The organism is Methylobacterium sp. Leaf85 (genome assembly GCF_001422125.1).
Lineage (GTDB): Bacteria > Pseudomonadota > Alphaproteobacteria > Rhizobiales > Beijerinckiaceae > Methylobacterium > Methylobacterium bullatum.
Genome location: NZ_LMME01000001.1, coordinates 194,738 through 215,958, shown reverse-complemented (window position 1 = coordinate 215,958; position 21,221 = coordinate 194,738). Strand labels below are relative to the sequence as shown.

Sequence of the window (21,221 nt, the reverse complement as noted above, 5' to 3'; positions counted from 1 at the left end):
GGGCGCGATGGGGAGAGGCTCAGGCGGGGATGCCCCATAACCAGGCTGCACCCCGCACACCGGATGCGTCGCCGTGGTGGCTCACCCGGATCGGTGTTCTGCACTCATCCGAGAAGACGTGCGGAAGAAGAAGCGCGTCGAGATCGGCGGTCAGTTCCGGCACCGTCGACAAGCCTCCGCCGAGGACCACCATGTCGGGGTCGAGGATGTTGATGACGCCGGCGATGCTGCGGGCGAGACGCTCCCGATAGCGGGTGATGCTCCCGGATGCGATGGCATCACCGGCGCGCGCAGCGGCGATCACCGCCTCACCGGTCACCGCCGGAGCACCGACACGGCGGGCATGATCGGCGGCGAGGCCGGGGCCAGAAAGCCAGGTCTCGATACAGCCTTGCCGCCCGCAATAGCAGGACGGGCCGGGCCGTTCGTCGTCGCGCGGCGCGGGAAGCGGGTTGTGGCCCCATTCACCGGCAATGCGGTTGGCACCCGATAGGGCCACCCCGTCGATGGCGATGCCGGAGCCGACGCCGGTCCCGAGGATGATCGCCCAGACGACCCGTGCCCCGGCGCCCGCGCCATCCACCGCCTCGGAGACCGCAAGGCAATTGGCATCGTTCTCCGCCCGGACCGGTCGGCCGAGCCGTGCCTCGATATCGATGACGAAGGGCCTGCCGTTCAGCCAGACCGAGTTGGCGTTCTTCACGAGGCCGCTACCGGGGGTGATGGCCCCCGGCATGCCGATACCGACGCTGCCGACGCCTCCGGCGTCCCGCTCCAGGCGCCGGACCAGCGCCACGATCGCGTCGAGGGTAGCGTCGTAATCGTTTCGCGGGGTCGGGATCCTCGCCTCGGCGCGCACGGCTCCGCCGGCATCGAGGGCGATGCCGGCGATCTTGGTGCCGCCGAGGTCTATCCCAATGCGCAGGCGCGCAGGATCCACGATGCGGAGCTACTGTGCGGCGACGGCCGGACGGGGAGCGGACTCCTGGTCCATGTTGGGCGCATGATCCGAGATGTCGGTGCCGATGGAGAAGGGATGCGCCATGACCTGGTTCAGCTTCTCCTGGTCGAGTTCACCCTCCCAGCGGCTGACCACCACCGTGGCGACGCCGTTGCCGATGAGGTTGGTGATGGCCCGGCACTCCGACATGAACTTATCGACACCCAGGATCAGGGTCATGGCGGCCACCGGCACCGGATTGTTGGGGATGGCGCTGAGCGTGGCCGCGAGGGTGATGAAGCCGGCCCCCGTGACGCCGGAGGCCCCTTTCGAGGTCAGCATCGCGACCAGGATGATGGTGGCGTACTGGGCGAAGGACAGGTCAGCGCCCACGGCCTGGGCCAGGAACAGCGTCGCCAGGGTCATGTAGATGTTGGTGCCGTCGAGGTTGAACGAGTAGCCCGTGGGGATCACCAGGCCCACGACGGAATCCGAGGCGCCGAGGCGGCGCATCTTCGTCATCATGTGCGGCAGCACCGTCTCGGAGGACGAGGTGCCGAGCACGATGAGGAGTTCGTCCTTGATGTAGGCCAGGAACTTGAAGATCGAGAAGCCGGCCACCCGGGCGATGCCGCCCAGGACCAGGACCACGAACAGGAAGGCCGTGACGTAGAAGGTGCCAACCAGCCAGGCGAGATCGATCACCTTGCCGATGCCGTACTGACCGATGGTGAAGGCCATGGCGCCGAAGGCACCGATGGGGGCGAGCTTCACCACGAGGCCGATGATGCGGAAGAAGACTTGGCCCGCCGTGTCGATGGCGTGCGTGATGGCCTCGCCGCGCTTGCCCATGCCGGTCACCACGACGCCGGTGAGGATTGAGATCAGCAGGACCTGAAGCAGGTCGCCTGTGGCGAAAGCGTCGAAGAAGCTTTTCGGGATCAGAGCCATGATGTGGCCGGTAACGGAATCGTCGGCGGCGATCTTGGCGTATTTCTCGACTGATTTACCGTCGAGCTTAGTCACATCGGCATTGAAACCGGCTCCCGGCTTCACCACTTCACCGACGAGGATACCGATGAGAAGCGCAATGGTGGAGACAACCTCGAAATAGACCAGCGCCTTCAAGCCAACGCGGCCGACCTTTTTCAAGTCGCCGATGGAGGCGATGCCGTGAACGATGGTACAGAAGATGATCGGCGCGATCATCATCTTGATCAGGGCGATGAAGGCGTCGCCCAACCACTTGACGGACTTGCCCCATTCGGGGTGCAGATATCCGAGCAGGATGCCGAGTGCGATGGCGATCAGCACCTGGATGTAGAGGACCTTGTACCAAGGTTCGTGAGGTGTCGGTGCTGCCGGCGCGCTGCCTCCGGCATGGACGGTGGTCTGAACCATGTTCCCTCACAGGCGCCTCGTTGGGCGCACGCTCGTCTGTCTTGCCGAGACGCTAGCGAGTTTAATCCCTCGCCTCAACGCGGCTATGAGAGATTATCTTTGTTTCCCGCCGAAACCGTGAGGATGGGCTGCTTCTGTAACGCGACGGGCTTCTGCCGCGCTATTGCATACAATCGTTGGTGATCGACTTGTCCGAATATGCCCGGTGCCGCCGGGTCCTCGCGAAGAGCCCGGAGATGGGCATGCCCCACCTCCGGTCCCAAGGGTTCAGGTCTGCGGAGTACGGCGGGGACGTACGGTCCAGCGCTCGAATTCGGCGGCCGGATCGTCGTCGCGTGCAGGAGCGCGGGACGGCTGAGAGGCACCCAGAGCCTGAGACAGGCTCTCGATAACGTCGTCGATGCGGGCATCGGTGCGGATCGGAGTGTCCGTGGCGGTCTCCTCCGCGGCGGCGGGCTCTTCCCGACGCTGCTCGCTCCGTTCCTCAAGGACGGGTTGGGGCGCGGGCTCTTCCACCGGGAGGGCCGCGGGAGCAGCGGCCTTGGCAGCCAGAGCGGCTGCACGGCGGTTCGCCCGAAGGGTCGCCTCGTCCTCGCCGGCCTTCGGCGGTGGGGCATTGAAGCGGCCGAAACCGAAGCGCGGCTCGAGCAAATCGAGGATCGCTTCGAGGGCGGCGTTGTTCAGGGGAACCTCGCCGGTCTGAGGCACACCCTGGATCGCCACGGTATGGCGGTCATAGGCGGAATTTTCGGAGACGTCCTCGCCGAACCAGGCTGGGGGTACGAAAGCGGCGGCCTGGGCGGTGTCGTCGAACACGACGCTGAGCAAGTCGAGGGCTCCCGGTGTCGCGTAGCGGTCGACGAGCGCCTCGCGGCCATTGCCGAGCGCGAGCACGGCGCGGTCGTAGATCGCCTTGCCTGAGCAGACATCCAGAAGGGCATCGCCATGGGCGCGGGGAACGTCGGTCCGCTCCTCGCTCGACGTTCCATCCGGCGCCGTCGTGACGAGAACGAGATGGCAGTTCTGGCCATCGACGCGGACATAGGACGTGCGACCGGCCTGGGGAGCGAAATAGCCCTCGGTGATCTTCGAACCGCCGCGCTCCTTGCGGATCAGGCGGACGAGCGAAGGTGCGACCAGAAACCGACGAACGACACTCATGTATTCTCTCCCCCCGGATCGGCTCATCATGGCAGGCCCTCCTCCGGAGCGCCGCGCCATGGGCGCAACGTCGGCGCCGTTCGAAGCCATACCCTGTTTCGGCAGCGACGGAATGCCCGGCCTGTGGAAACCGGCCGGCACGAACCGTCCGAATTCGATCGTTTTCCCGCCTCGCACCGCCGACGGCACACAAATGGGAAGACCTCTTCCCTTCGACTAAGAAAAAATGGGACTAAATCAAGGCCGGCCTCGTAAGCCCGGCCCCGATTTTTATCCTTTTATACCAATGAGCTCACGCATTCGGCTCGAAACGCAGTGAAATGCCGTTCATGCAATAGCGCAGCCCCGTCGGCGCCGGGCCATCATCGAAGACGTGGCCGAGATGACCTTTGCAGTGGGCGCAGTGCACTTCGGTCCTCACCATCCAGTGGCTCCGGTCGGTCGTCGTCTCCACCGCGCCGTCGATGGGATCGAAGAAGCTCGGCCAACCGGTGCCGGATTCGAATTTCGTGGTGTTCTCGAATAACGGGGCATCGCAGCCGGCGCAGTGGAACGTGCCGGGGCGCTTCTCGGCATTGAGGCAGCTCGTGCCCGCCCGCTCCGTGCCGTGCTCGCGCAGGACACGGTACTGGTCCGGCGTCAGGATCTCGCGCCACTCGTCCTCGCTGCGCTGGACGGTGCCTGCCTGGGTCTCGCTCATGATGGCCTCCGGTTCATCGGGATATGCTGGAGAAATAGGACTCCCGAGGCCGTCCCGCACCCTGTCACGCGGCCGCGCCGATCGTGTCCGCCATCCGTGCCTCGCGGTCGCCCATGGGCTTCTCCGGCCCCGTCGTCGTGTCCCGAGCCGTCTGATGCTCCATCTCGGCATTGATCTCGGCACCGAGGAGCACGATCGTCGTCGAGATCCAGATCCAGGTCATGAAGCCGATGGCGGCGCCGAGCGAACCGTAGGTCTCGTTGTAATTGCCAAAGCTGCCGACATACCACGAGAACAGGATCGAGGCGGCGAGCCAGAGGATGCCCGCCACAGCGCCGCCGGTGCCGACCCAGCGCCAGCGCGGCCGCTCGCGGCTCGGGCCATAGCGGTAGAGCAGCGAGAGGCCGCCGAGCAGGACGACAAGGAGGAAGGGCCAGCGCAGCAGGGCGATGAGCCTCGCCCCCTGCCCGAACCCGAAGAAGTTGAAGATCACCGGCAGTACGACGATGCTGGTGAGCGCGAGGATGGTGAAGAGGAGCGCCCCGACGGTGAAGGTCAGGGAGCGCAGGTTCAACATCACGAAGGAGCGCTTCTCGTCTTCCTCGTAGACCACGTTCAGAGCATCGAACATCGCCTTCATGGCGGCGTTCGCACTCCAGAGCGACAGGACGAGGCTGGAGAAGAACGTCAGGCCCAGCGTGCCGTTGTCCTTGGCGGCGATCCGCTTCACCTGCTCGCCGATGATGTCGATGGCGCTGGAGGGCAGCACGCCCTGCATGCTGGAGAGGTGCTCGTTGATGGCGCCGACATCGGCAACGAGGCCGTAGCAGGAGACCAAGGCGGCGATGGCGGGAAACAGCGACAGCAGGGTGAAGAACGTCACCCCGGCGGCCACCGCGAGCACGCGGTCCTTGTTGAATTCCAGGTAGACGCGGACGGCGATGTCCTTCCAGCCGGCGCGAGTGATCTCGGTCGGGCTGTCTGCGGCACGGCCGCGATGGACCTGTGTCGCCGCGACCCATTCGGCGCTGCGTCCACTATGCGAGCGGGCGCCTTCGTCGCGTCGCGGCTGAGGCGGTTCAGCCTGACGTCTGGCGCGGCGCGACCGCGGCCCAAGCGACAGGGCTACGAGCGCCGCCCCCATCGCCAGAGTCCAGACCACGGAATGGGTGGAGCCCGGCCCCGTGGGCTCGGGACAGTGAGGCTGAGACGAGGGCATGACGGCAACCGGTACGGAGACGGCGCGAGCTTGGCCGTTCGATGACGAGAACCGCCGGCCCGCCAAAGCGTTCCGCCGTCTTGCCCCTCAGCGGCGATAGAGATCCGCATGCGCCTCGCGCAGCAGGTTCTTCTGCACTTTGCCCATGGCATTGCGCGGCAATTCGTCGGCGAAGAGGACGCGCTTGGGGCATTTGAACCGCGCGAGGCGCCCTTCGAGGATGCGGAGGATCTCCTGCTCCCCCGGCGAGTCTGGACGCGCGACGACGATGGCCGTGACGCCCTCGCCGAAATCCGCATGGGCGAGGCCGATCACGGCGGATTCGACGACGCCCGGAAGCGCGTCGATCTCGTTCTCGACCTCCTTCGGATAGACGTTGTAGCCGCCGGTGATGATGAGGTCCTTGCCGCGTCCGACGATGTGGACGTAGCCGCGCTCGTCGACCTTGCCGAGATCGCCGGTGATGAAGAACCCGTCCGCCTTGAACTCGGAGGCCGTCTTCTCGGGCATGCGCCAATAGCCCTGGAACACGTTCGGCCCCTTCACCTCGATCATCCCCACCGTGTCGGCGGGCAAGGCCCGTCCCGTCTCGGGATCGACCACCCTGAGCGAGACGCCCGGCAGGGGCAGGCCCACCGTGCCGGCGATGCGCTCACCGTCATAGGGGTTCGAGGTGTTCATGTTGGTCTCGGTCATGCCGTAGCGTTCGAGGATGGCGTGGCCGGTGCGGGCCTGCCAGTCCCGGTGCGTCTCGGCGAGGAGCGGGGCCGAGCCGGAGACGAACAGGCGGATCGTCGCCGCCGCTTCGGGGGTCAGGCCCGGCTCCTTGAGGAGGCGCGTGTAGAAAGTCGGAACGCCCATCATCGAGGTCGCCCGGCCCATCAGGGCGAGCACCTGCTTCGGGTCGAATTTCGGCAGGAAGATCGCCGTGGCCCCGGCGAGCAGCACGATGTTGGTGGCCACGAACAGGCCGTGGGTGTGGAACACCGGCAGGGCATGGATCAGCACGTCGTCGGCGGTGAAGCCCCAGGCCTTCACCAAGGTCACGGCGTTGGAGGCGAGATTGTCGTGGCTGAGCATGGCGCCCTTGGAGCGCCCGGTGGTGCCCGAGGTGTAGAGGATCGCCGCGAGATCGTCCGGGCCGCGCTCGACATCCGCGAAAGCGGTGCCGGCCGCGTCAGCCGCCTCGGCCATGCTACCGCGCCCCGCCCCGTCGAGGGTACGCAGGGCAGGCACCTTCGCCTCGGCGGCGACCGGTTCGAGAGCGGCGAGCCGGGCGGGGTCGCAGACGAACAGGGCCGGCTCGGCATCCGAGAGGAAATACGCGATCTCGGGGGCCGTATAGGCGGTGTTGAGCGGCAGGAAGACGGCGCCGGCGCGAACGGCGCCGAGATAGAGTAACACCACCTCGGCGCTCTTCTCGACCTGGACGGCGACGCGGTCACCCGTCTTCACCCCGAGCGCCTTGAGGGCGGAGGCATAGGCGGCCGAGCGGTCGAGCATGTCCGCATAGGTGATCCGTGCGCCGTCGCCGGTCTCGATGAAAATCCGCGAGGCGGGATCGGCGGGCAGGCTCGCCCGGATGAGATCGAAGAGATGGTTACGCATGACGTCGTCCAGCCGTTATCGAACGGACAGCCGTGGCCGGACGACGCCTCGAAATCAAGCCTCGGCCAACGCCACGGCGCGAATCGGCGGCAGGTTGGTCCTGAGTTCGCGGCTCACGCTGCTCGATGCCGCCACGGTGCCGAGATTGGCATAGGTCTCGTGGTTCTTCTCGATGGCCGAGAGATCGTAGAGGTAATTGACCATCAGCCCGCGCGACTGGCCGAGCCCCTTGGGCGAGACATCACCGAGGAAGTTGAGCCGCTCCAGGCGGGCTCCGTTGCCGAGATGGAACCGCGCCACGGGGTCGAGGGGCTTGCCTCGCTCGTTCTTGGCCCGCAAGAAATAGGCGGCGGCGGCGGGGATCATCACCTTCTTCACCGCATCGGACTTGGCCTTGTCGGCGTGCCAGCCCGGCTCGTCGATGGCCCGCAGAGCCTCGACGTCGTCACGGGTCAGGCCCTGCGGCGAATCGGAGCGGCGCTCACGGTCGAGCCAGGCGGAGAAGCCGGGCACCGGCGACAGGGTCACGAAGGTCTTGAGGCTCGGGATCTCGCGGGCGAGATCCTCCACCACCTGCTTGATGAGGAAATTGCCGAAGGTGACGCCGGCAAGCCCCTTCTGGCAGTTCGAGATCGAGTAGAAGATCGCGGTGGTGGCGGCCCGGGTGGGCAGGGGCTCGCGCCCATGCGCGAGGATCGGCGCGATGGCCGGCGCGATGCCGTCCGTGAGCGCCACTTCCACGAAGATCAGCGGCTCGTCCTGCAAGGCGGGATGGAAGAAGGCGAAGCAGCGCCGGTCAGTGGGTTCGATGCGTCGGCGCAGCTCGTCCCAGCCCGCGATCTCATGCACCGCCTCGTAGCGGATGATCTTCTCGAGGATATGGGCGGGGGTGGTCCAGTCGATGTGGCGCAGCACCAGGAACCCCCGGTTGAACCACGACGCGAACAGGTGCTCGAAATCGCTGTCGAGGCTGTCGACGGCATCGACGAGGTCGGGATCGGCCTCGCTCCCGCGCAGGTCCTTTCGCAGGACGAACAGGTCCTCCCGCATCCGCACCAGGGCGAGGGTGCCGTTGCGGGCGAGGTTGAGCCGGCGGATGAGTTCCTGGCTGCGCGGCTCGGCCGCCTCGTGGAGCACGCCGAGGGCGGCGCGCGTCGGGTCTCGACGATAGGCGGCGATGGCATCGTCCACCGCCTCGTGATCGGCGCCGAAGACGGTGGCGATACCCTGCAGGAAGACGAGCCGTTCGGCACGCGCGAGGCTGGCGTAGCGTTCGAGGATCAGGCGGGCGAGCGCAACGCCCGACGCCTCGCCGCGCCGGGAGATCAGATCCTCGCAGAGCTTGATGAGCTCATGCGCATTGGCCTTTGAGGCGAGGTCGCCGCGGCCGATCCCGATGAGATCGCGACCACGGTCGCTGATGGTCTGAAGCAGGTCGCCGAAAAACGAGATCGCCGCCATGGCTCGCCGCCTGCTCCTTGCCCCTGTCGCAAGTTCCGCGAGATGCCGAACCCGCCGAACACACGTGCAAGCTCCAGTCTATGTCGCAGACCGACCGAGGGCCAGGGCTTTGACCGCGGAACCATGCCGCAGCCGCTGCGAGTTGGGGAAACGAAGCGACGACCCAATAACCGTCTTCCCGAAGTCCTGTACTCACTTTCGGGTCGGATCACCTGTCGTGTCAGGCTTGAGCGGCCTCAATGGCAACACGATCGGCCCGCTCGCGCCAATCCTCGACGCCATGTTGGCGCGCGAAACGAAGTTCCGCCGCGCGTTGAGCCCGGCGAGGATCACGCGCCCGTGAAATCTCGACACATCCGATCGTGAACGGCACGCCGAGAATTTGCTTGGCGAAGCTGACTCGGTAATTCGGCATTCCAAACTCCGTTGTCGATACGCGGTGTTGCCCCCTGGACTTGAAGACCGACTCGTCTCGACGGTCGGGAGTGTGACAGAACGACTTGGCTCCTGCCAAGCGGGACTTCGCCACAGAGACGCGCCACGTCTTTATCCGGTAACGATTCGTATATGGGGATCGACGCATCCGATGGAAGGTGTGGCCCGTCGCGGCCCGCTCTCTGACGTGGGACCATTTCGCGCGCCCACGGGTTGCCCCCGCGCGCTGGCGCCCCTAACCGGAGGCACACGCATCCCGTCGCTCACGGACCCGCCCCACCGGATGACGAACAATTCATCGCTTTTCCATCGGCTTGGCACGGCGGACGGCGCCGCTCCGGTGCGAGCCTGAGCATGCAGCCCGGCACCGGTTCCGGCCACGGCTTCACCGCCAGGGCGCGCTTCGGCCTGACCCTGATCGCCGGGGGCGCCGTCGCCAACATCTACTACAACCAGCCCCTCCTCGCGGTTCTGGTGAGCGAGTTCGGTGAGCGTGCCGCCCTCCTCGTTCCCACCGCGTGCCTCGTGGGCTACGGGCTCGGCATTCTCGGCCTCGTGCCCCTCGGGGATGCCTGGCCGAGGCGGACGCTCATCGTGGCGCAATTGCTGGGCCTGAGCGTGGCGCTTCTGGGTGCCGCCCTCGCGCCGACCCTCGCCTTCCTGACGGTCGCCTGTCTCCTCATCGGGTTTTTGTCCTCGGCCGCTCAGCAGGCGGTCCCCTTCGCGGCCGAGCTCGCGCCGGACGAGAGCCGCGGCCGGATGGTGGGCCAAGTGATGACGGGCCTGCTCACCGGCATCCTCCTCGCCCGGACGGTGAGCGGCTTCGTGGGCGCGCATTTCGGTTGGCGCGCGGTGTTCTTCGCCGCCGCTGTCGTGGCCCTGGTCATCGCCGCCGTGGCGGCCGCGACTCTACCGAAGACGAAGCAGACCAAACCGCTGCGCTACCGCGCGCTGATGCTGTCGATCCTGCATCTCGTGAAGACGCAGCCCATCCTGCGCAATGCCAGCCTCTCGCAGGGCCTTCTTTTCGCGAGCTTCAATGCGTTCTGGGCGACCCTGGCCCTCCTGGTCGAGGCTCCGCCCTTCGATCTCACCGCCGCCGGCGCCGGCCTGTTCGGCGTGATCGGGGTCTGCGGCGCCTTCGTCGCCCCGCTCTCCGGACGCTATACCGACCGGAAGGGCGCCCGACCGGTGGTCGTCACCGGCGCCGCTCTCGTCCTCGCGTCGTTCCTCGTCCTTTGGCTCGGGGGGGAGGTCTCGCTGGTGGCGGTGGCCGTCGGCGTTCTGCTCATCGATATCGGCCTCAACGGCGCGCTCATCGCCAATCAGACCCGAGCCTACGCCCTCGTTCCCGGAGCGAGGGGCCGGGTCAACACTGTGCTGTTCACGGTGATGTTCGTATTCGGGGCGCTGGGGGCCTTCGCCGGCTCGCAGGCGTTCCTGATGGCCGGGTGGCCCGGCGTCTGCGCGGTCGGCGCCCTGCTCTCGGGCGGGGGTCTCCTCGTGGCGATCTTCGACCGGTCGCGGACGAAGCCCGCCTGATCAGGCGGGCTTGAGGACGCGGGACAGGCGGCACCATTCGCCCTTGTCGGCCGGCAGGCCGAAGCGCAGCCAGTGCGGGTTCGCCTCGAACCGGCGGACATAGATCCCGGCCTCGCCGAGGCGCCGGAAAAGACTTGGCGCGTCGTCGAACGCAGCCGTGCGGAACAGGCAGGTGCCGCCGACGATGCGCCCTCCCCGGCAGGCGAGCAGCCGGTCGAGGCGCAGCGCGTCGGCGTGGCGATCGATGGCCGCCTCCCGCAGCCAGGCCTCATCGGACAACGCTGCCCGGCCGATGGCGAGCGCCGGCCCCGGCACCGCCCAGGGGCCGAGTGCCGCGCCGATCCGCAGGGCGAGCGCCGGCTCGGCAAGGGCGAAGCCGAGACGGATGCCGGCAAGGCCATAGGTCTTGCCGAAGGAGCGTAGCACCACCAGGCCGGAGCTCGCTCGCGGTGCGAGGGACTCCACCGCTTCGAGGTCGATGAAGGCCTCGTCCACGACGAGCCAGCCTCCGCGCCGGGCGAGCCGTCCCGCGAGGTCGAGAAGCGTGGAGGCCTCCCAGCTCCGGCCATCGGGATTGTTCGGGTTGACGACGACGACGACGTCCGCCCCCTCGGCCTGGGCCGGATCGGGCACCAACGTCACGGCATGTCCGCCCCGGAGCCACGCCGCCTCGTGCTCGCCATAGGTGGGACCGATGACGGCCACGCGCGAATGCGGCCTCAGGCGCGGCAGCGTCTCGATGAGAATCTGCGTGCCGGGCGCCGCCGCGACTCGGGCCGGATCGGCGACGCCATAGGCATGGGCGGCGGCGGCGCACAGGGCGTTCAGGTCGGCGCGGGAGGGAAGTCGCCGGAACGCGCTGGCCTCCAGCGGCGGACAGGGATACGGGACCGGATTGATCCCGGTGGAGAGGTCGATCCAGGGCAGCTCGCCGTGCGGGAACAGCGCCTGGGCGGCATCGAGATCGCCCCCATGGGCGATGGGCCCGCCACGCCCGCTCGCCTCCTCCGTCCCGCTCATTGCTCTTCCATCACCCTGCCGCACCGAACCCCATTCCCGAACAGATGACCTGGACCGCCCTCGCCCATCCGCCGGACACGCTCGTGGTGCTGGGTCTCGCCCTCGCCATCGAGGCGGCGGCGGGCTATCCGGACCGGCTCTACAAGGCGCTGGGCCATCCTGTCACCTGGATCGGCCGCCTGATCGGCTGGCTCGACCGGACGCTCAATACGGGCAGCGGGAGACGGCGGCGCGCGGCGGGGATCCTCGGTCTCCTCATCCTCCTGGGAACGGTCGCGGCGGTGTCCATCGCCGGAACGGCGCTCGCCGCCGCTGCGGGTCAAATCCCGGCCATGCTGCTCCTCGGCCTCGCCTGCGCGAGTCTGCCGGCACAACGCAGCCTCCACGACCATGTGGCCCGCGTCGCCATGGGCCTACGCACCGAAGGGCTGGCGGGCGGGCGGCGCGAGGTCTCGATGATCGTCGGGCGCAACCCGGAGAGCCTCGACGAAGCCGGCATCTGCCGCGCCGCCATCGAGAGCCTGTCGGAGAACTTCTCCGACGGCATCGTGGCCCCGGCATTCTGGATCGGGATAGGCGGCCTACCGGGAGGGGCGCTCTACAAGGCGATCAACACCGCCGACAGCATGATCGGCCACCGCACGCCCCGACACGATGCCTATGGCTGGGCCTCGGCCCGCCTCGACGATCTCGTGAACCTCCCGGCCTCGCGGCTCTCGGCGGGGTTGATCGTAGCGGCGTGCCTCCTCCATCCCGGGACTTCGGCGGCGGGGGCGTTCCACGCCGTCCGGCGCGATGCGGGCCGTCACCGCTCGCCCAATGCCGGCTGGCCCGAGGCGGCGATGGCGGGCGCGCTCGGTCTGAGGCTGGCGGGGCCGCGCATGTACGGCGCCGATATCGTCGACGATGCCTGGATGGGCAATGGCCGGGCGGAGGCGGGTCCGCGCGATGTGGAACGGGCGCTGGCCTTGTACCGCATCGCCTGCGCGATACTTTTCGGATGTATCGTCCTCGGCGCATCTATACTCAAGGTTGTTTTGATATAATTGAGATCACTCACATTCCTATGGGCGGGCGGGCAATGATACGGACTGGTCTTCTGGCGATCCTGCTTTTTCACGGAGCCGCCGCGCCGGCTCTCGCGGCGGGAGGCGTCATGCGCGACCTCGTTCCGGTGGACCCGCCCTACACGATGACGTCCGGTCTGAACGGCAAAAACGGCAAACCCGCCAAAGACATCAGCGGCATCGCCTGCATGCCGCAGAAGGACGGCAAGCGCCGCTGCCTCGTGGTCAACGACGAGAATACCGGCGCGCAGTTCATCACCATCGAGGGGCATACGATCACGCCAGGCGCCGATATCGACCTCGTCGGCGGGGGACCGAGCCCGAACACGCTGGGAACCCCACCCTCGAAGAACGGATGCTCCGGCGGAGAGGGCAAGTTCGACGATCTCGACGGCGAAGGCGTGGCCTATGCGGCTCCCTACTTCTACGTGGTCGGCTCGCACGGTTGCTCGCGCGGCAAGGCGAAGTTCAAGCTCTCCACCTTCGTGCTGGCGCGCATCCGGGTCGACGCGAGCGGCGAACCGGCGGGACCGGATGCGGTGGAGACCACCTACCGCCTGGGTGATGCGCTCGGACTGGCGGAGACGGTCAGCGCCTACTACACGCAGGATCTCCAGACCGATGACGGCGACGCGACGCCCAACGGCCTCAATATCGAGGGGGTCGCCGTTGACGGGACGCGGCTGTTCGCCGGGCTGCGCGCGCCGTCCCATGACGGCAAGACCTTCGTCGTCGAGGCGGATGTGGGCGCTCTGTTCGCGCAGGGGCACGAGCCGCTCAAGGCGGCCCCGCAGGTGATCCCGCTCTCCGTCGGCCGCGGGGCCGGGATCCGCGATCTCGCCATACTGCCCGACGGGCGGCTCCTCGTCCTCACCGGGCCGGCTCAAGGACAAACCGACGTGCCCTACAGCCTGTTCGCGGCCGGCGCGTCCGTCAACGCCAAGCTCGAGCCGATCGGACGTCTCACCGGGGCGGAAAAGGGCGCCAAGGCGGAAGGTGTCGCCGTGCTGGGCGACAAGCGCATCCTCGTCATGTTCGACAGCATCAAGGATGGCGGGCCGCTCGAATACACGCTGCCCTGACGGATCAGGCCGGGCGCGGCGCGGTTACATCGCCTCGGCGCAGGGCGGACAGCACCGCGAACATCAGGCTCGCCCCTCGAACGGGGCCTTATGGGACGAGCCTACGCCGCGAAACCGCTAACGCGCCAGCGCCAGCAGGCGGTCGCAATCGACATGAGCCTCGATGTGTCGCGCCAATTCGTCGAGGACGCGCTCGACCCCGCTTTCGTAAGAATGGCCGTCAGACGCCGCCCCCAGGCGCGCGAGCCAGGCGGCCCGCTGCCGGTCGTCGGAGAAGAGGCCGTGGACATAGGTGCCGCTGACCCGCCCGTCGGCAGAGACGGCGCCCTCCGCCCGCCCGTCGGCGAAGCGCAGCAGCGGCGTCACCGTGTCCGGACCGGCCGTGTCGCCCACATGCATCTCGTAGCCGTTGAACGGCAGATCGTCGGCCAGCGTCCGGCCGCTCACCGCTTCGAGCCGCTTCAGCGGCGTCATCACCGTCTCGACGTCGAGCAGGCCGAGCCCGGCAACGCTGCGCGGCTCGCCCTCGATCCCGTGCGGGTCGCTCAACGTCCGGCCCAGCATCTGGTAGCCGCCGCAGAGCCCGAGCACATGACCACCGCGCCGGATATGGGCGCGGATATCCACGTCCCAGCCCTCGCGGCGCAGGGCGTCGAGATCGTCGATCGTGGTCTTCGAGCCCGGCAGCAGGACGAGGGCGACGTCGCCCGGAATCGCCTCGCCGGGCCTGACCAGCACCACCTCCACCTCCGGCTCCGCCCGCAGCGGGTCGAGGTCGTCGAAATTGGCGATGCGCGGCAGGACCGGCACCGCGACGCGGATCCGCGTGCGGGCGGTGGCCGCGGAACCCGCGAGACCGAGCATGTCCTCGGCTGGCAAACGGGCGGCAAGGGGGAAATGCGGCACGAGGCCGAGGGCGGGCCAGCCGGTCGCCGTGGCGACGATGTCCATGCCGTCGGCGAACAGGCTCGGGTCGCCGCGAAAGCGGTTGACGAGAAAACCGGCGATCATGGCCGCATCCGCCGCGTCGATCACAGCCTTGGTGCCGACGAGACTGGCGATGACGCCGCCCCGGTCGATATCGCCGAGCAGGATCACCGGCGTGTCGGCGGCCCGCGCGAAACCCATATTGGCGATGTCGCCGCGCCGCAGATTCACCTCGGAGGCCGAACCGGCGCCCTCCACGATCACGAGATCGGCCTGAGCCTTCAAGTGTGAAAAACTCTCCAGCACGGAAGCCAGCAGGCGCGGCTTCCAGGCCTGATAGTCTCGGGCCTTCGCGGTGCCGACCATCCGTCCCTGCACCACCACCTGGGAGCCGGTCTCGCTCTGGGGCTTCAGCAGGACCGGATTCATGTGGATGGAGGGCGCCACCCCGCAGGCCCGCGCCTGCAGCGCCTGGGCCCGGCCGATCTCGCCGCCATCGGCGGTGACGGCCGCGTTGTTCGACATGTTCTGCGGCTTGAACGGCCGCACCCTGAGCCCGCGCCGCGTGAAGGCGCGGCACAGGCCGGCCACGATCAGCGACTTGCCGACATCCGAGCCGGTGCCCTGGATCATGAAGGCGCGGGCGGTCATGCGATCGGGTCTCGTCCGGTGTGCCGAGGGGCGTCGGCGAGCCCTAGCACGGCCGCGTCAGGGCCGCGACGGCGGGCCGGCGCCGCAGGCGGGATCGGCAGGCCGCGCGGCCCGGCGGAAATCGAGGATGGCGGAGGCGTAGGTCTCGACCACCTCCGAGAACGGCACCCGCTCGGCCGTGAACAGCACGGCGCGATGGCTGAACAGCCGGTCCGGAATCGCGAGCGGCGCGCAGGCGGGATCCGGCGGGACCGCTTGATCCCACCCGGGCGGCAAGGGCTGCCAGAGACGGTCCGCCCCAATGGTCTGGCGGGTGGTTCCCAGGGCTTGCACCGCCCTGCCGAACGGCGTGTCCGTGGTCTCGAGCAGGCGGTTCATCTCCGGCGTCAGCCGCTCGGGCACGTACCAATTGTCGGCCTCCGACAGGACGTGGTCGCCGCAGGCGAGCCGGACGCGGCGGTATTTCAGGACGGTGTCGGGTCCGGCGGCGAGGCGGCGGCGCGTCTCTTCCGAGGCGGGCTTGTCCACATCGCGCAGGAGGGTCGCCGTGAGCCGCGGGTCCGTCGCCATGCCGTGCTCGGAGCACCAGCCTTCGAGCGTCGCGGTGGCGCTGCGGCCCGCCAGGAGCCGCGCATTCAGCCCCTCCATCACCGCCAGCGCCTCGACCCGGCCGAGATAGGTGTCCGGCCAGGACGTGACGGATTGGGCGGATGCCGCACCGGCACCGGACAGAAAAATCGTGAGAGGAACGAGGCAGCGCCGGAAGCAGCGACGAGACACAACCCAAGGGCGATTTAGAATCATACTATACACGTTGACGAAGCCGTGCATAAGTTGCGGGACCGAAGCCCGCGACGCCAGGTGATCTCTCGTGGAGCTCATCTTTCCCATCGAGTTCCTCGTCAGCGGCACACCGGTCTCGTTCCAATCGGCCCGACCGAGTTCCAAATCGCAGTGGAAGCAGAAGGTCCGGGCGGCAAGCGACGGCTCTTTGCCCGAGAACCACTTCGCCTGCGAGGGCAAACTCGCCGTGACGCTGTTCTACTTCCCGGTCGGCCCCGTGCAGGGCGACGTGGACAATATCGTCAAACTGGTTCTCGATGCCCTCAACCAGCATATCTACATGGATGATTCCCAGATCGAACGGGTAGTCATCCAGAAGTTCGAACCGCAGCGGGTGTTTTCTTTCACGCAGCCGAGCCCAGTCCTGGCGGCGGCTCTGTCGGCACAGAAGCCGATCCTATACGTAAGGCTTTCGGACGATCCCTTCGAGGAACTGGCATGAGCGGCATGGAATCAGAACGGCCGGTCCTCGACCTCATCATCCCGGCACTTACGGATGCCGGCTACGAGGTCTATACTCACCCTTCACGCCAGCTTCTGCCCTCCTTCATGGGCGACTACGTTCCAGACGCCATCGCGCTTGGCAAACCAAAGAATCTGGCGATCGAAATCGTACGGGATGGCACGCGATCCGGAAGCCGGGAAAGGGTCGCTGACCGGTTCCTCGGTGTCACCGATTGGGAGCTTCGGATCTACTACGCCCGCTCCGGCGGCGGCGTGCCCGCCATCGACGGCGTGACGCCAGACATCATCGACCGCACGATCACGAAGGTCGAGGCCCTCATCGCGGCCGGCCAGATGGAAGCGGCTCTGCTGCTAGGCTGGTCGACCTTCGAAGCCATCGGGCGGGCCTTGATTCCGAACCGCCTGTCACACTCTCAATCGCCCGCACGGCTGATCGAGCAGCTCGCGGGCGAAGGCATCGTGACGCCGGACGAGGCGGATCGTCTTCGTCCCATCGCGAACCTGCGCAACGCCGTCGCCCACGGGGCCTTGCAGCGCGACCTCGATCGCACCGCCCTGGAGGATTTCGTCGCCACGCTGAAGCTCGTCCTCCATGAGAACCAGCCGGTCGGCGCTGGGGCCTGACCGCGCCCAGTAGTCAGAACTCGATCCCCTCCTGTGCCTTCACCCCGGCGGCGAAATGGTGCTTCACGCTGCCCATCTCGGTGACGAGGTCGGCGGCCTCGATGAGGGCCGGCTTGGCGTTGCGCCCGGTGACGATGACGTGGAGATCGGGCCGGCGCGCCCGGAAGGCCGCCACTACGGCGTCGATAGGCAGGTAATCGTAGCGCAAGGCGATGTTGAGCTCGTCGAGGAGGACGAGGCGGATGGTCGGGTCGGCCATCAATTCCTCGGCCTTGGCCCAGGCATGCTCGGCCGCCGCGATGTCGCGGGCTTTGTCCTGGGTCTCCCAGGTGAAGCCCTCGCCGAGCGTATGCCATTCGATCTGGTCGCCGAAAGCCTTCAGCGCGTGCTTCTCGCCGGTGTCCCAGGCGCCCTTGATGAACTGGATCACGCCGACCCGCCAGCCATGGCCCAAGGCGCGCAGGAGGAGGCCGAGCCCGGCCGTGGTCTTGCCCTTGCCGGGGCCGGTATTGACGATGAGGAGGCCCTTCTCGATCGTCTTGGCCGCGACCTCGGCGTCCTGGACGGCCTTGCGCTTCTCCATCTTCTCGCGATGCCGTTCGGCCTCCGGATCGTTCGTGTCTGACTCGCTCATGCGGCTGCTCCGGGTTGGGGTTTCACGATCATCGGCAATCCCGCCACCATGAACACCACATGGTCGGCCCGCGCGGCGAGGCGCTGGTGCAGGCGCCCGGCCGCGTCGCGGAAGCGGCGGGCCAGCGCGTTGTCCGGCACGATACCGAGCCCGACCTCGTTGCCCACCAGCACCACCGGGCCAGGCGCACTGCCGCAGGCCTCGATCAGCTCGGCGCTCGCCGCCTCGGTATCGGCCTCGGACAGGATCAGGTTAGTGAGCCACAGGGTCAGACAATCGACCAGCACCGGCCCGGTCGCCGCGGCGACGGCCTCGGCCAGGTCGATCGGCACGTCCCGGGTGATCCAATCGGCCGAGCGGCGCGACCGGTGAAGGGCGACGCGCTCGCGCATCTCGTCGTCCCAGGCCTGCGCGGTGGCGAGGTAGAGCCAGGGCGCCGGATGGGCTTCGACGAGGCGCTCCGCGTGCAGGCTCTTGCCCGAGCGAGCGCCGCCGAGGACCAGTGTCATTCTTGGGGAAGGCTGCCGCATGGCTTCCTTTAGCGCGAAACCGCCCTGCCCCGTCAAAGGCGGTAAAACGCTTTGGCGGCGCGTTGTCAGCGGTCGCGTGAGCGCGTAGAAGCGAGCTTCGGACGGTGCCCCGGTGACGGGGTGAAAAGGGAATGCGGTGAGGGCTCGCGCCTGAAACCGCAGCTGCCCCCGCAACTGTGAGCGGAGACGGGCCTGCCATCGGCCACCGGAGCGATCCGGGAAGGCGGCAGGACCGGATGACCCGCGAGCCAGGAGACCTGCCATCCGAAGGGGACCACATCGTCCTCCCGCTCGATCCTCGAACGCCGCCGGCGGGGCGGCCGGAGACCTGACACGATGACCACCAACACCCTCGTCCTTACCGGCACCCGCAGCAACGAGCGTCTCGGCGCGGTGCTCATGGCCGCGTTCCTCGGCCTCGGGCTCGTCTTCATGGCCGGTTTCGCCCCGGCGATGGCGCTGCACAACGCGGCCCACGATTTCCGGCACGCCCAGAATTTCCCCTGCCACTGACCGCCACGCGCTCAGTCAGGACCTGATTCCATGATGATCCGACTCGTGTCGGCGGCCCTGGTCGCCGGCTTCCTGGCGGCTGTCGTCGCCACGGGCTTGCAGTTCGCCCTCACCTCGCCGCTGATCATCGCGGCCGAGCGTTACGAGAGCGGCGAAGCCACGGCGCCGGCCGCGCAATGGATGCCGCGCGGCGCCTCGCCGGCCTCCCTCATCGTCCCCGTCCATTCGGGCCACGACCATGGCGGCAAGACGGACGGTGTCGAAGGCGGCGAGGTCGCACCGGCCTGGCAGCCCGGGCCCGGCCTGCCCCGTATGGTCTTCACCGCCCTCGCGACCCTGGTCGGCGGCGTCGGCTATGCCCTTTTGCTGGGCGCGGCTCTCATCGCCTGCGGGCGCGAGCCGAGCCCGGAAACCGGCCTGCGCTTCGCCATCGCGGGGTTCCTCGCCGTGGCGCTCGCCCCGGCCCTCGGCCTGCCGCCGGAATTGCCCGGCATGGAGGCGGCTCCGCTCGCCGAACGCCAGTTCTGGTGGATCATGACTGCGGCCGCCACCGCCATGGGGCTCTACCTCATCGCGATCCGCCGCTCCCCCATCGCCATCGCCGGAGGGATCGTGCTCCTCGTCGCACCGCATCTGGCAGGCGCTCCGGAGACGAGCCACGCCGCCTCCGCCCTGCCCCCGGGCTACGCGGCCCAGTTCGCCGCTCGGTCGCTGGGCATCGCCTTCGTGTTCTGGGCGGTGATCGGCCTCGCCTTCGGCTGGGCCTGGAACAGCGTCGGGCGCAAGAACCCGGCGACGTCGCATGCCTGACGAGGACATCCCGGCCGGCAACGCGGTCGTAATCTACGTCTGCGCCACCTGTCGCACGGCCGGCGACACGTCCGAGCCCCGCGCCGGGGCCCGCCTCGTCTCGGCGTTGCGCGAAGCGGTGACGGAAGCCGCGATCGAGGGCATCGCCGTCGAGAGCGTGGATTGCCTCTCGGTCTGCAAGCGACCCTGCACGGTCGCCGTGGCGTCCGAAGGCCGCTGGACCTACGTCTACGGCGATCTCGACCCGGTCGAATCGGCCAGAACCATCCTCGCGGGCATCGGCCTGTACGCGGAGACGCCCGACGGCATCGTGCCCTGGAAGGCACGGCCGGAAGCGTTCCGCAAAGGCGTCGTCGCCCGCATTCCCCCGTTTCCTCCGCCGCGCGCGGACAGAATTCCGGACGCCGCCGAATGAGCATCGTCGAGAAGATCCCCTGCACGATCGTCACCGGCTTCCTCGGAGCCGGCAAGACGACCCTCGTGCGTCACCTCGTGGAGAATGCCAGCGGTCGTCGGCTCGCCATCATCGTCAACGAGTTCGGCGATATCGGCTTCGACGGATCGTTCCTGGCCGCCTGCGGCATCGAGGGCTGCCAGGACGAGGACATCGTGGAACTGGCCAATGGCTGCATCTGCTGCACCGTGGCGGACGATTTCGTGCCGGCCCTGAACAAGCTGCTCGACCGGGCCGACCCGCCCGAGCACATCCTCATCGAGACGTCCGGCCTCGCTCTGCCGAAGCCCCTGGTCCAAGCCTTCCACTGGCCGGCGATCCGCTCGCGGGTGACCGTGGACGGGGTGATCGCGGTCATCGACGGCCCCGCCGTCGCTGCCGGCTTCTTCGCCGACGATCCGGCGGCCCTCGCCGCCCAGCGGGCCGACGATGCCAGCGTTGATCACGACAACCCGCTGGAGGAGGTGTTCGAGGACCAGCTCCTCTGCGCCGACCTCGTGGTGATGAACAAGGCTGACCTCCTCGACGAAGCCGGCAAGGCCAAGGTCCGCGCCGAGGTGGAGCGCCAGCTGCCGCGCGCGGTGAAGATGGTCGAGGCCGAGCATGGCCGCCTCGATCCGCGCGTGATCCTCGGTCTCGGCGCCGCCGCCGAGGACGATCTCGACGCCCGCCCCTCGCATCACGGCGAGGGCGAGGATCACGATCACGACGATTTCGACTCCGTGGCCATTGCCGTGCCTGCCACGGCGAGCGCCGAGGATCTGGCCGCCCGCGTCGCCCGCGCCGCCGAGACCAGCGGCGTCCTGCGGATCAAGGGCTTCGCCGAGGTCACCGGCAAGCCGATGCGCCTCGTGGTCCAGGGCGTCGGCGCCCGCATCGCCCATCATTACGACCGCCCCTGGCGGGCGAGCGAGAACCGCGACGGCCGGCTCGTGGTCATCGGGCTGAAGGGTTTCGACCAAGGGGCGGTGGCAGCCGCCCTGGCGGGGTGAGCGCGTTGACCGCCCGACGGATCCCGGCGCGCGGGTGCCGCGGCCTCGTGGTCGCGTCCGGCCTGGCGGCTCTCGCGGCGATCGGTGGGTGCTCGGATTCACGTCCGCCCAAACCGGAGTTTCAGGCCTCGGACAGCCGGGC

Annotated in this window: 22 protein-coding genes and 1 riboswitch; of the genes, 9 read left to right on the top strand and 13 right to left on the bottom strand. The window is 68.2% G+C overall.

Annotated features, from left to right (window positions below):
- Positions 1-19: 19 nt before the first annotated feature.
- The 8 genes from ASF08_RS00975 to ASF08_RS23600 form a co-directional block, all read right to left on the bottom strand.
- Positions 20-940 carry an ROK family protein gene (locus ASF08_RS00975; protein ID WP_056140142.1) on the bottom strand — a complete coding sequence of 307 codons (921 nt, stop codon included), beginning with the start codon at positions 938-940 and terminating at the stop codon, positions 20-22.
- Between the two features lie 9 nt (positions 941-949).
- A complete protein-coding gene (locus ASF08_RS00970) occupies positions 950-2,341 on the bottom strand; it encodes a dicarboxylate/amino acid:cation symporter (protein ID WP_018045243.1) in 1,392 nt (463 codons plus the stop codon).
- A gap of 267 nt (positions 2,342-2,608) precedes the next feature.
- On the bottom strand, positions 2,609-3,502 hold the full coding sequence (locus tag ASF08_RS00965) for a hypothetical protein (RefSeq protein WP_056140140.1): 894 nt from the start codon (positions 3,500-3,502) through the stop codon (positions 2,609-2,611).
- Between the two features lie 292 nt (positions 3,503-3,794).
- Positions 3,795-4,202 (bottom strand): peptide-methionine (R)-S-oxide reductase MsrB, encoded by a 408-nt coding sequence (gene msrB / locus ASF08_RS00960; RefSeq protein WP_018045245.1) that lies wholly within the window; start codon positions 4,200-4,202, stop codon positions 3,795-3,797.
- A 64-nt stretch (positions 4,203-4,266) separates the two neighbouring features.
- Positions 4,267-5,346 carry a YihY/virulence factor BrkB family protein gene (locus ASF08_RS00955; protein ID WP_018045246.1) on the bottom strand — a complete coding sequence of 360 codons (1,080 nt, stop codon included), beginning with the start codon at positions 5,344-5,346 and terminating at the stop codon, positions 4,267-4,269.
- A 162-nt stretch (positions 5,347-5,508) separates the two neighbouring features.
- Positions 5,509-7,029: a malonate--CoA ligase gene (locus ASF08_RS00950; RefSeq protein WP_056140137.1), complete on the bottom strand. Its 1,521-nt coding sequence runs from the start codon at positions 7,027-7,029 to the stop codon at positions 5,509-5,511.
- A gap of 54 nt (positions 7,030-7,083) precedes the next feature.
- Positions 7,084-8,490 carry a malonyl-CoA decarboxylase gene (locus ASF08_RS00945; protein ID WP_056140133.1) on the bottom strand — a complete coding sequence of 469 codons (1,407 nt, stop codon included), beginning with the start codon at positions 8,488-8,490 and terminating at the stop codon, positions 7,084-7,086.
- 220 nt (positions 8,491-8,710) lie between these two features.
- Positions 8,711-8,905 carry a hypothetical protein gene (locus tag ASF08_RS23600; protein WP_082472996.1) on the bottom strand — a complete coding sequence of 65 codons (195 nt, stop codon included), beginning with the start codon at positions 8,903-8,905 and terminating at the stop codon, positions 8,711-8,713.
- A 374-nt stretch (positions 8,906-9,279) separates the two neighbouring features.
- Between ASF08_RS23600 and ASF08_RS00940 the strand changes: the two genes are divergently transcribed.
- The gene (locus ASF08_RS00940; RefSeq protein WP_056140130.1) at positions 9,280-10,467 is read left to right on the top strand and encodes an MFS transporter; all 1,188 of its coding nucleotides are present in this window, start codon (positions 9,280-9,282) and stop codon (positions 10,465-10,467) included.
- Here the strand turns inward: ASF08_RS00940 and cobD are convergent, their stop codons facing one another.
- Entirely contained in the window at positions 10,468-11,487 is a 1,020-nt protein-coding gene (gene cobD, locus ASF08_RS00935) for a threonine-phosphate decarboxylase CobD (protein WP_056140127.1), read from the bottom strand. It lies immediately after the preceding gene.
- Positions 11,488-11,531: 44 nt separating this feature from the next.
- Between cobD and cbiB the strand changes: the two genes are divergently transcribed.
- Both cbiB and ASF08_RS00925 read left to right on the top strand, forming a co-directional pair.
- Positions 11,532-12,533: an adenosylcobinamide-phosphate synthase CbiB gene (cbiB, locus tag ASF08_RS00930; protein WP_056140125.1), complete on the top strand. Its 1,002-nt coding sequence runs from the start codon at positions 11,532-11,534 to the stop codon at positions 12,531-12,533.
- A 110-nt stretch (positions 12,534-12,643) separates the two neighbouring features.
- Positions 12,644-13,636 (top strand): DUF3616 domain-containing protein, encoded by a 993-nt coding sequence (locus ASF08_RS00925; RefSeq protein WP_056140788.1) that lies wholly within the window; start codon positions 12,644-12,646, stop codon positions 13,634-13,636.
- A 117-nt stretch (positions 13,637-13,753) separates the two neighbouring features.
- Here ASF08_RS00925 and ASF08_RS00920 read toward each other — a convergent pair whose 3' ends face one another.
- Together ASF08_RS00920 and ASF08_RS00915 are read right to left on the bottom strand one after the other, a co-directional pair.
- The gene (locus ASF08_RS00920) at positions 13,754-15,214 is read right to left on the bottom strand and encodes a cobyric acid synthase (RefSeq protein ID WP_200931808.1); all 1,461 of its coding nucleotides are present in this window, start codon (positions 15,212-15,214) and stop codon (positions 13,754-13,756) included.
- 57 nt (positions 15,215-15,271) lie between these two features.
- Complete coding sequence (locus tag ASF08_RS00915; protein WP_422395314.1) at positions 15,272-15,994, bottom strand: hypothetical protein; 723 nt, start codon at positions 15,992-15,994, stop codon at positions 15,272-15,274.
- A 91-nt stretch (positions 15,995-16,085) separates the two neighbouring features.
- Here ASF08_RS00915 and ASF08_RS00910 point away from each other — a divergent pair, with 91 nt between their 5' ends.
- The gene (locus ASF08_RS00910; RefSeq protein WP_018045257.1) at positions 16,086-16,499 is read left to right on the top strand and encodes a RusA family crossover junction endodeoxyribonuclease; all 414 of its coding nucleotides are present in this window, start codon (positions 16,086-16,088) and stop codon (positions 16,497-16,499) included.
- A 5-nt stretch (positions 16,500-16,504) separates the two neighbouring features.
- The gene (locus tag ASF08_RS00905; protein ID WP_156629418.1) at positions 16,505-17,146 is read left to right on the top strand and encodes a hypothetical protein; all 642 of its coding nucleotides are present in this window, start codon (positions 16,505-16,507) and stop codon (positions 17,144-17,146) included.
- Positions 17,147-17,159: 13 nt separating this feature from the next.
- Here the strand turns inward: ASF08_RS00905 and cobO are convergent, their stop codons facing one another.
- Positions 17,160-17,780, bottom strand: coding sequence for a cob(I)yrinic acid a,c-diamide adenosyltransferase (cobO, locus tag ASF08_RS00900; RefSeq protein ID WP_056140119.1), 621 nt, complete (start codon positions 17,778-17,780; stop codon positions 17,160-17,162).
- Entirely contained in the window at positions 17,777-18,289 is a 513-nt protein-coding gene (gene cobU, locus ASF08_RS00895; RefSeq protein WP_056140116.1) for a bifunctional adenosylcobinamide kinase/adenosylcobinamide-phosphate guanylyltransferase, read from the bottom strand. Before cobU ends, cobO begins: the two co-directional genes overlap by 4 nt.
- A gap of 106 nt (positions 18,290-18,395) precedes the next feature.
- Positions 18,396-18,589, top strand: a riboswitch (cobalamin riboswitch).
- 57 nt (positions 18,590-18,646) lie between these two features.
- On the opposite strand from cobU, the gene ASF08_RS00890 reads away from it, so the two are divergent.
- From ASF08_RS00890 to cobW, 4 genes are read left to right on the top strand one after another with little or no spacing between them, the layout of a single operon-like run.
- Complete coding sequence (locus ASF08_RS00890; protein WP_018045261.1) at positions 18,647-18,823, top strand: CbtB domain-containing protein; 177 nt, start codon at positions 18,647-18,649, stop codon at positions 18,821-18,823.
- Between the two features lie 30 nt (positions 18,824-18,853).
- The gene (locus ASF08_RS00885) at positions 18,854-19,633 is read left to right on the top strand and encodes a CbtA family protein (RefSeq protein ID WP_056140112.1); all 780 of its coding nucleotides are present in this window, start codon (positions 18,854-18,856) and stop codon (positions 19,631-19,633) included.
- Positions 19,626-20,048 carry a DUF1636 family protein gene (locus tag ASF08_RS00880; RefSeq protein WP_056140110.1) on the top strand — a complete coding sequence of 141 codons (423 nt, stop codon included), beginning with the start codon at positions 19,626-19,628 and terminating at the stop codon, positions 20,046-20,048. The genes ASF08_RS00885 and ASF08_RS00880 overlap by 8 nt, the downstream gene beginning before the upstream one ends.
- Positions 20,045-21,079: a cobalamin biosynthesis protein CobW gene (cobW, locus tag ASF08_RS00875; RefSeq protein ID WP_056140106.1), complete on the top strand. Its 1,035-nt coding sequence runs from the start codon at positions 20,045-20,047 to the stop codon at positions 21,077-21,079. Before ASF08_RS00880 ends, cobW begins: the two co-directional genes overlap by 4 nt.
- Positions 21,080-21,221: the final 142 nt, after the last annotated feature.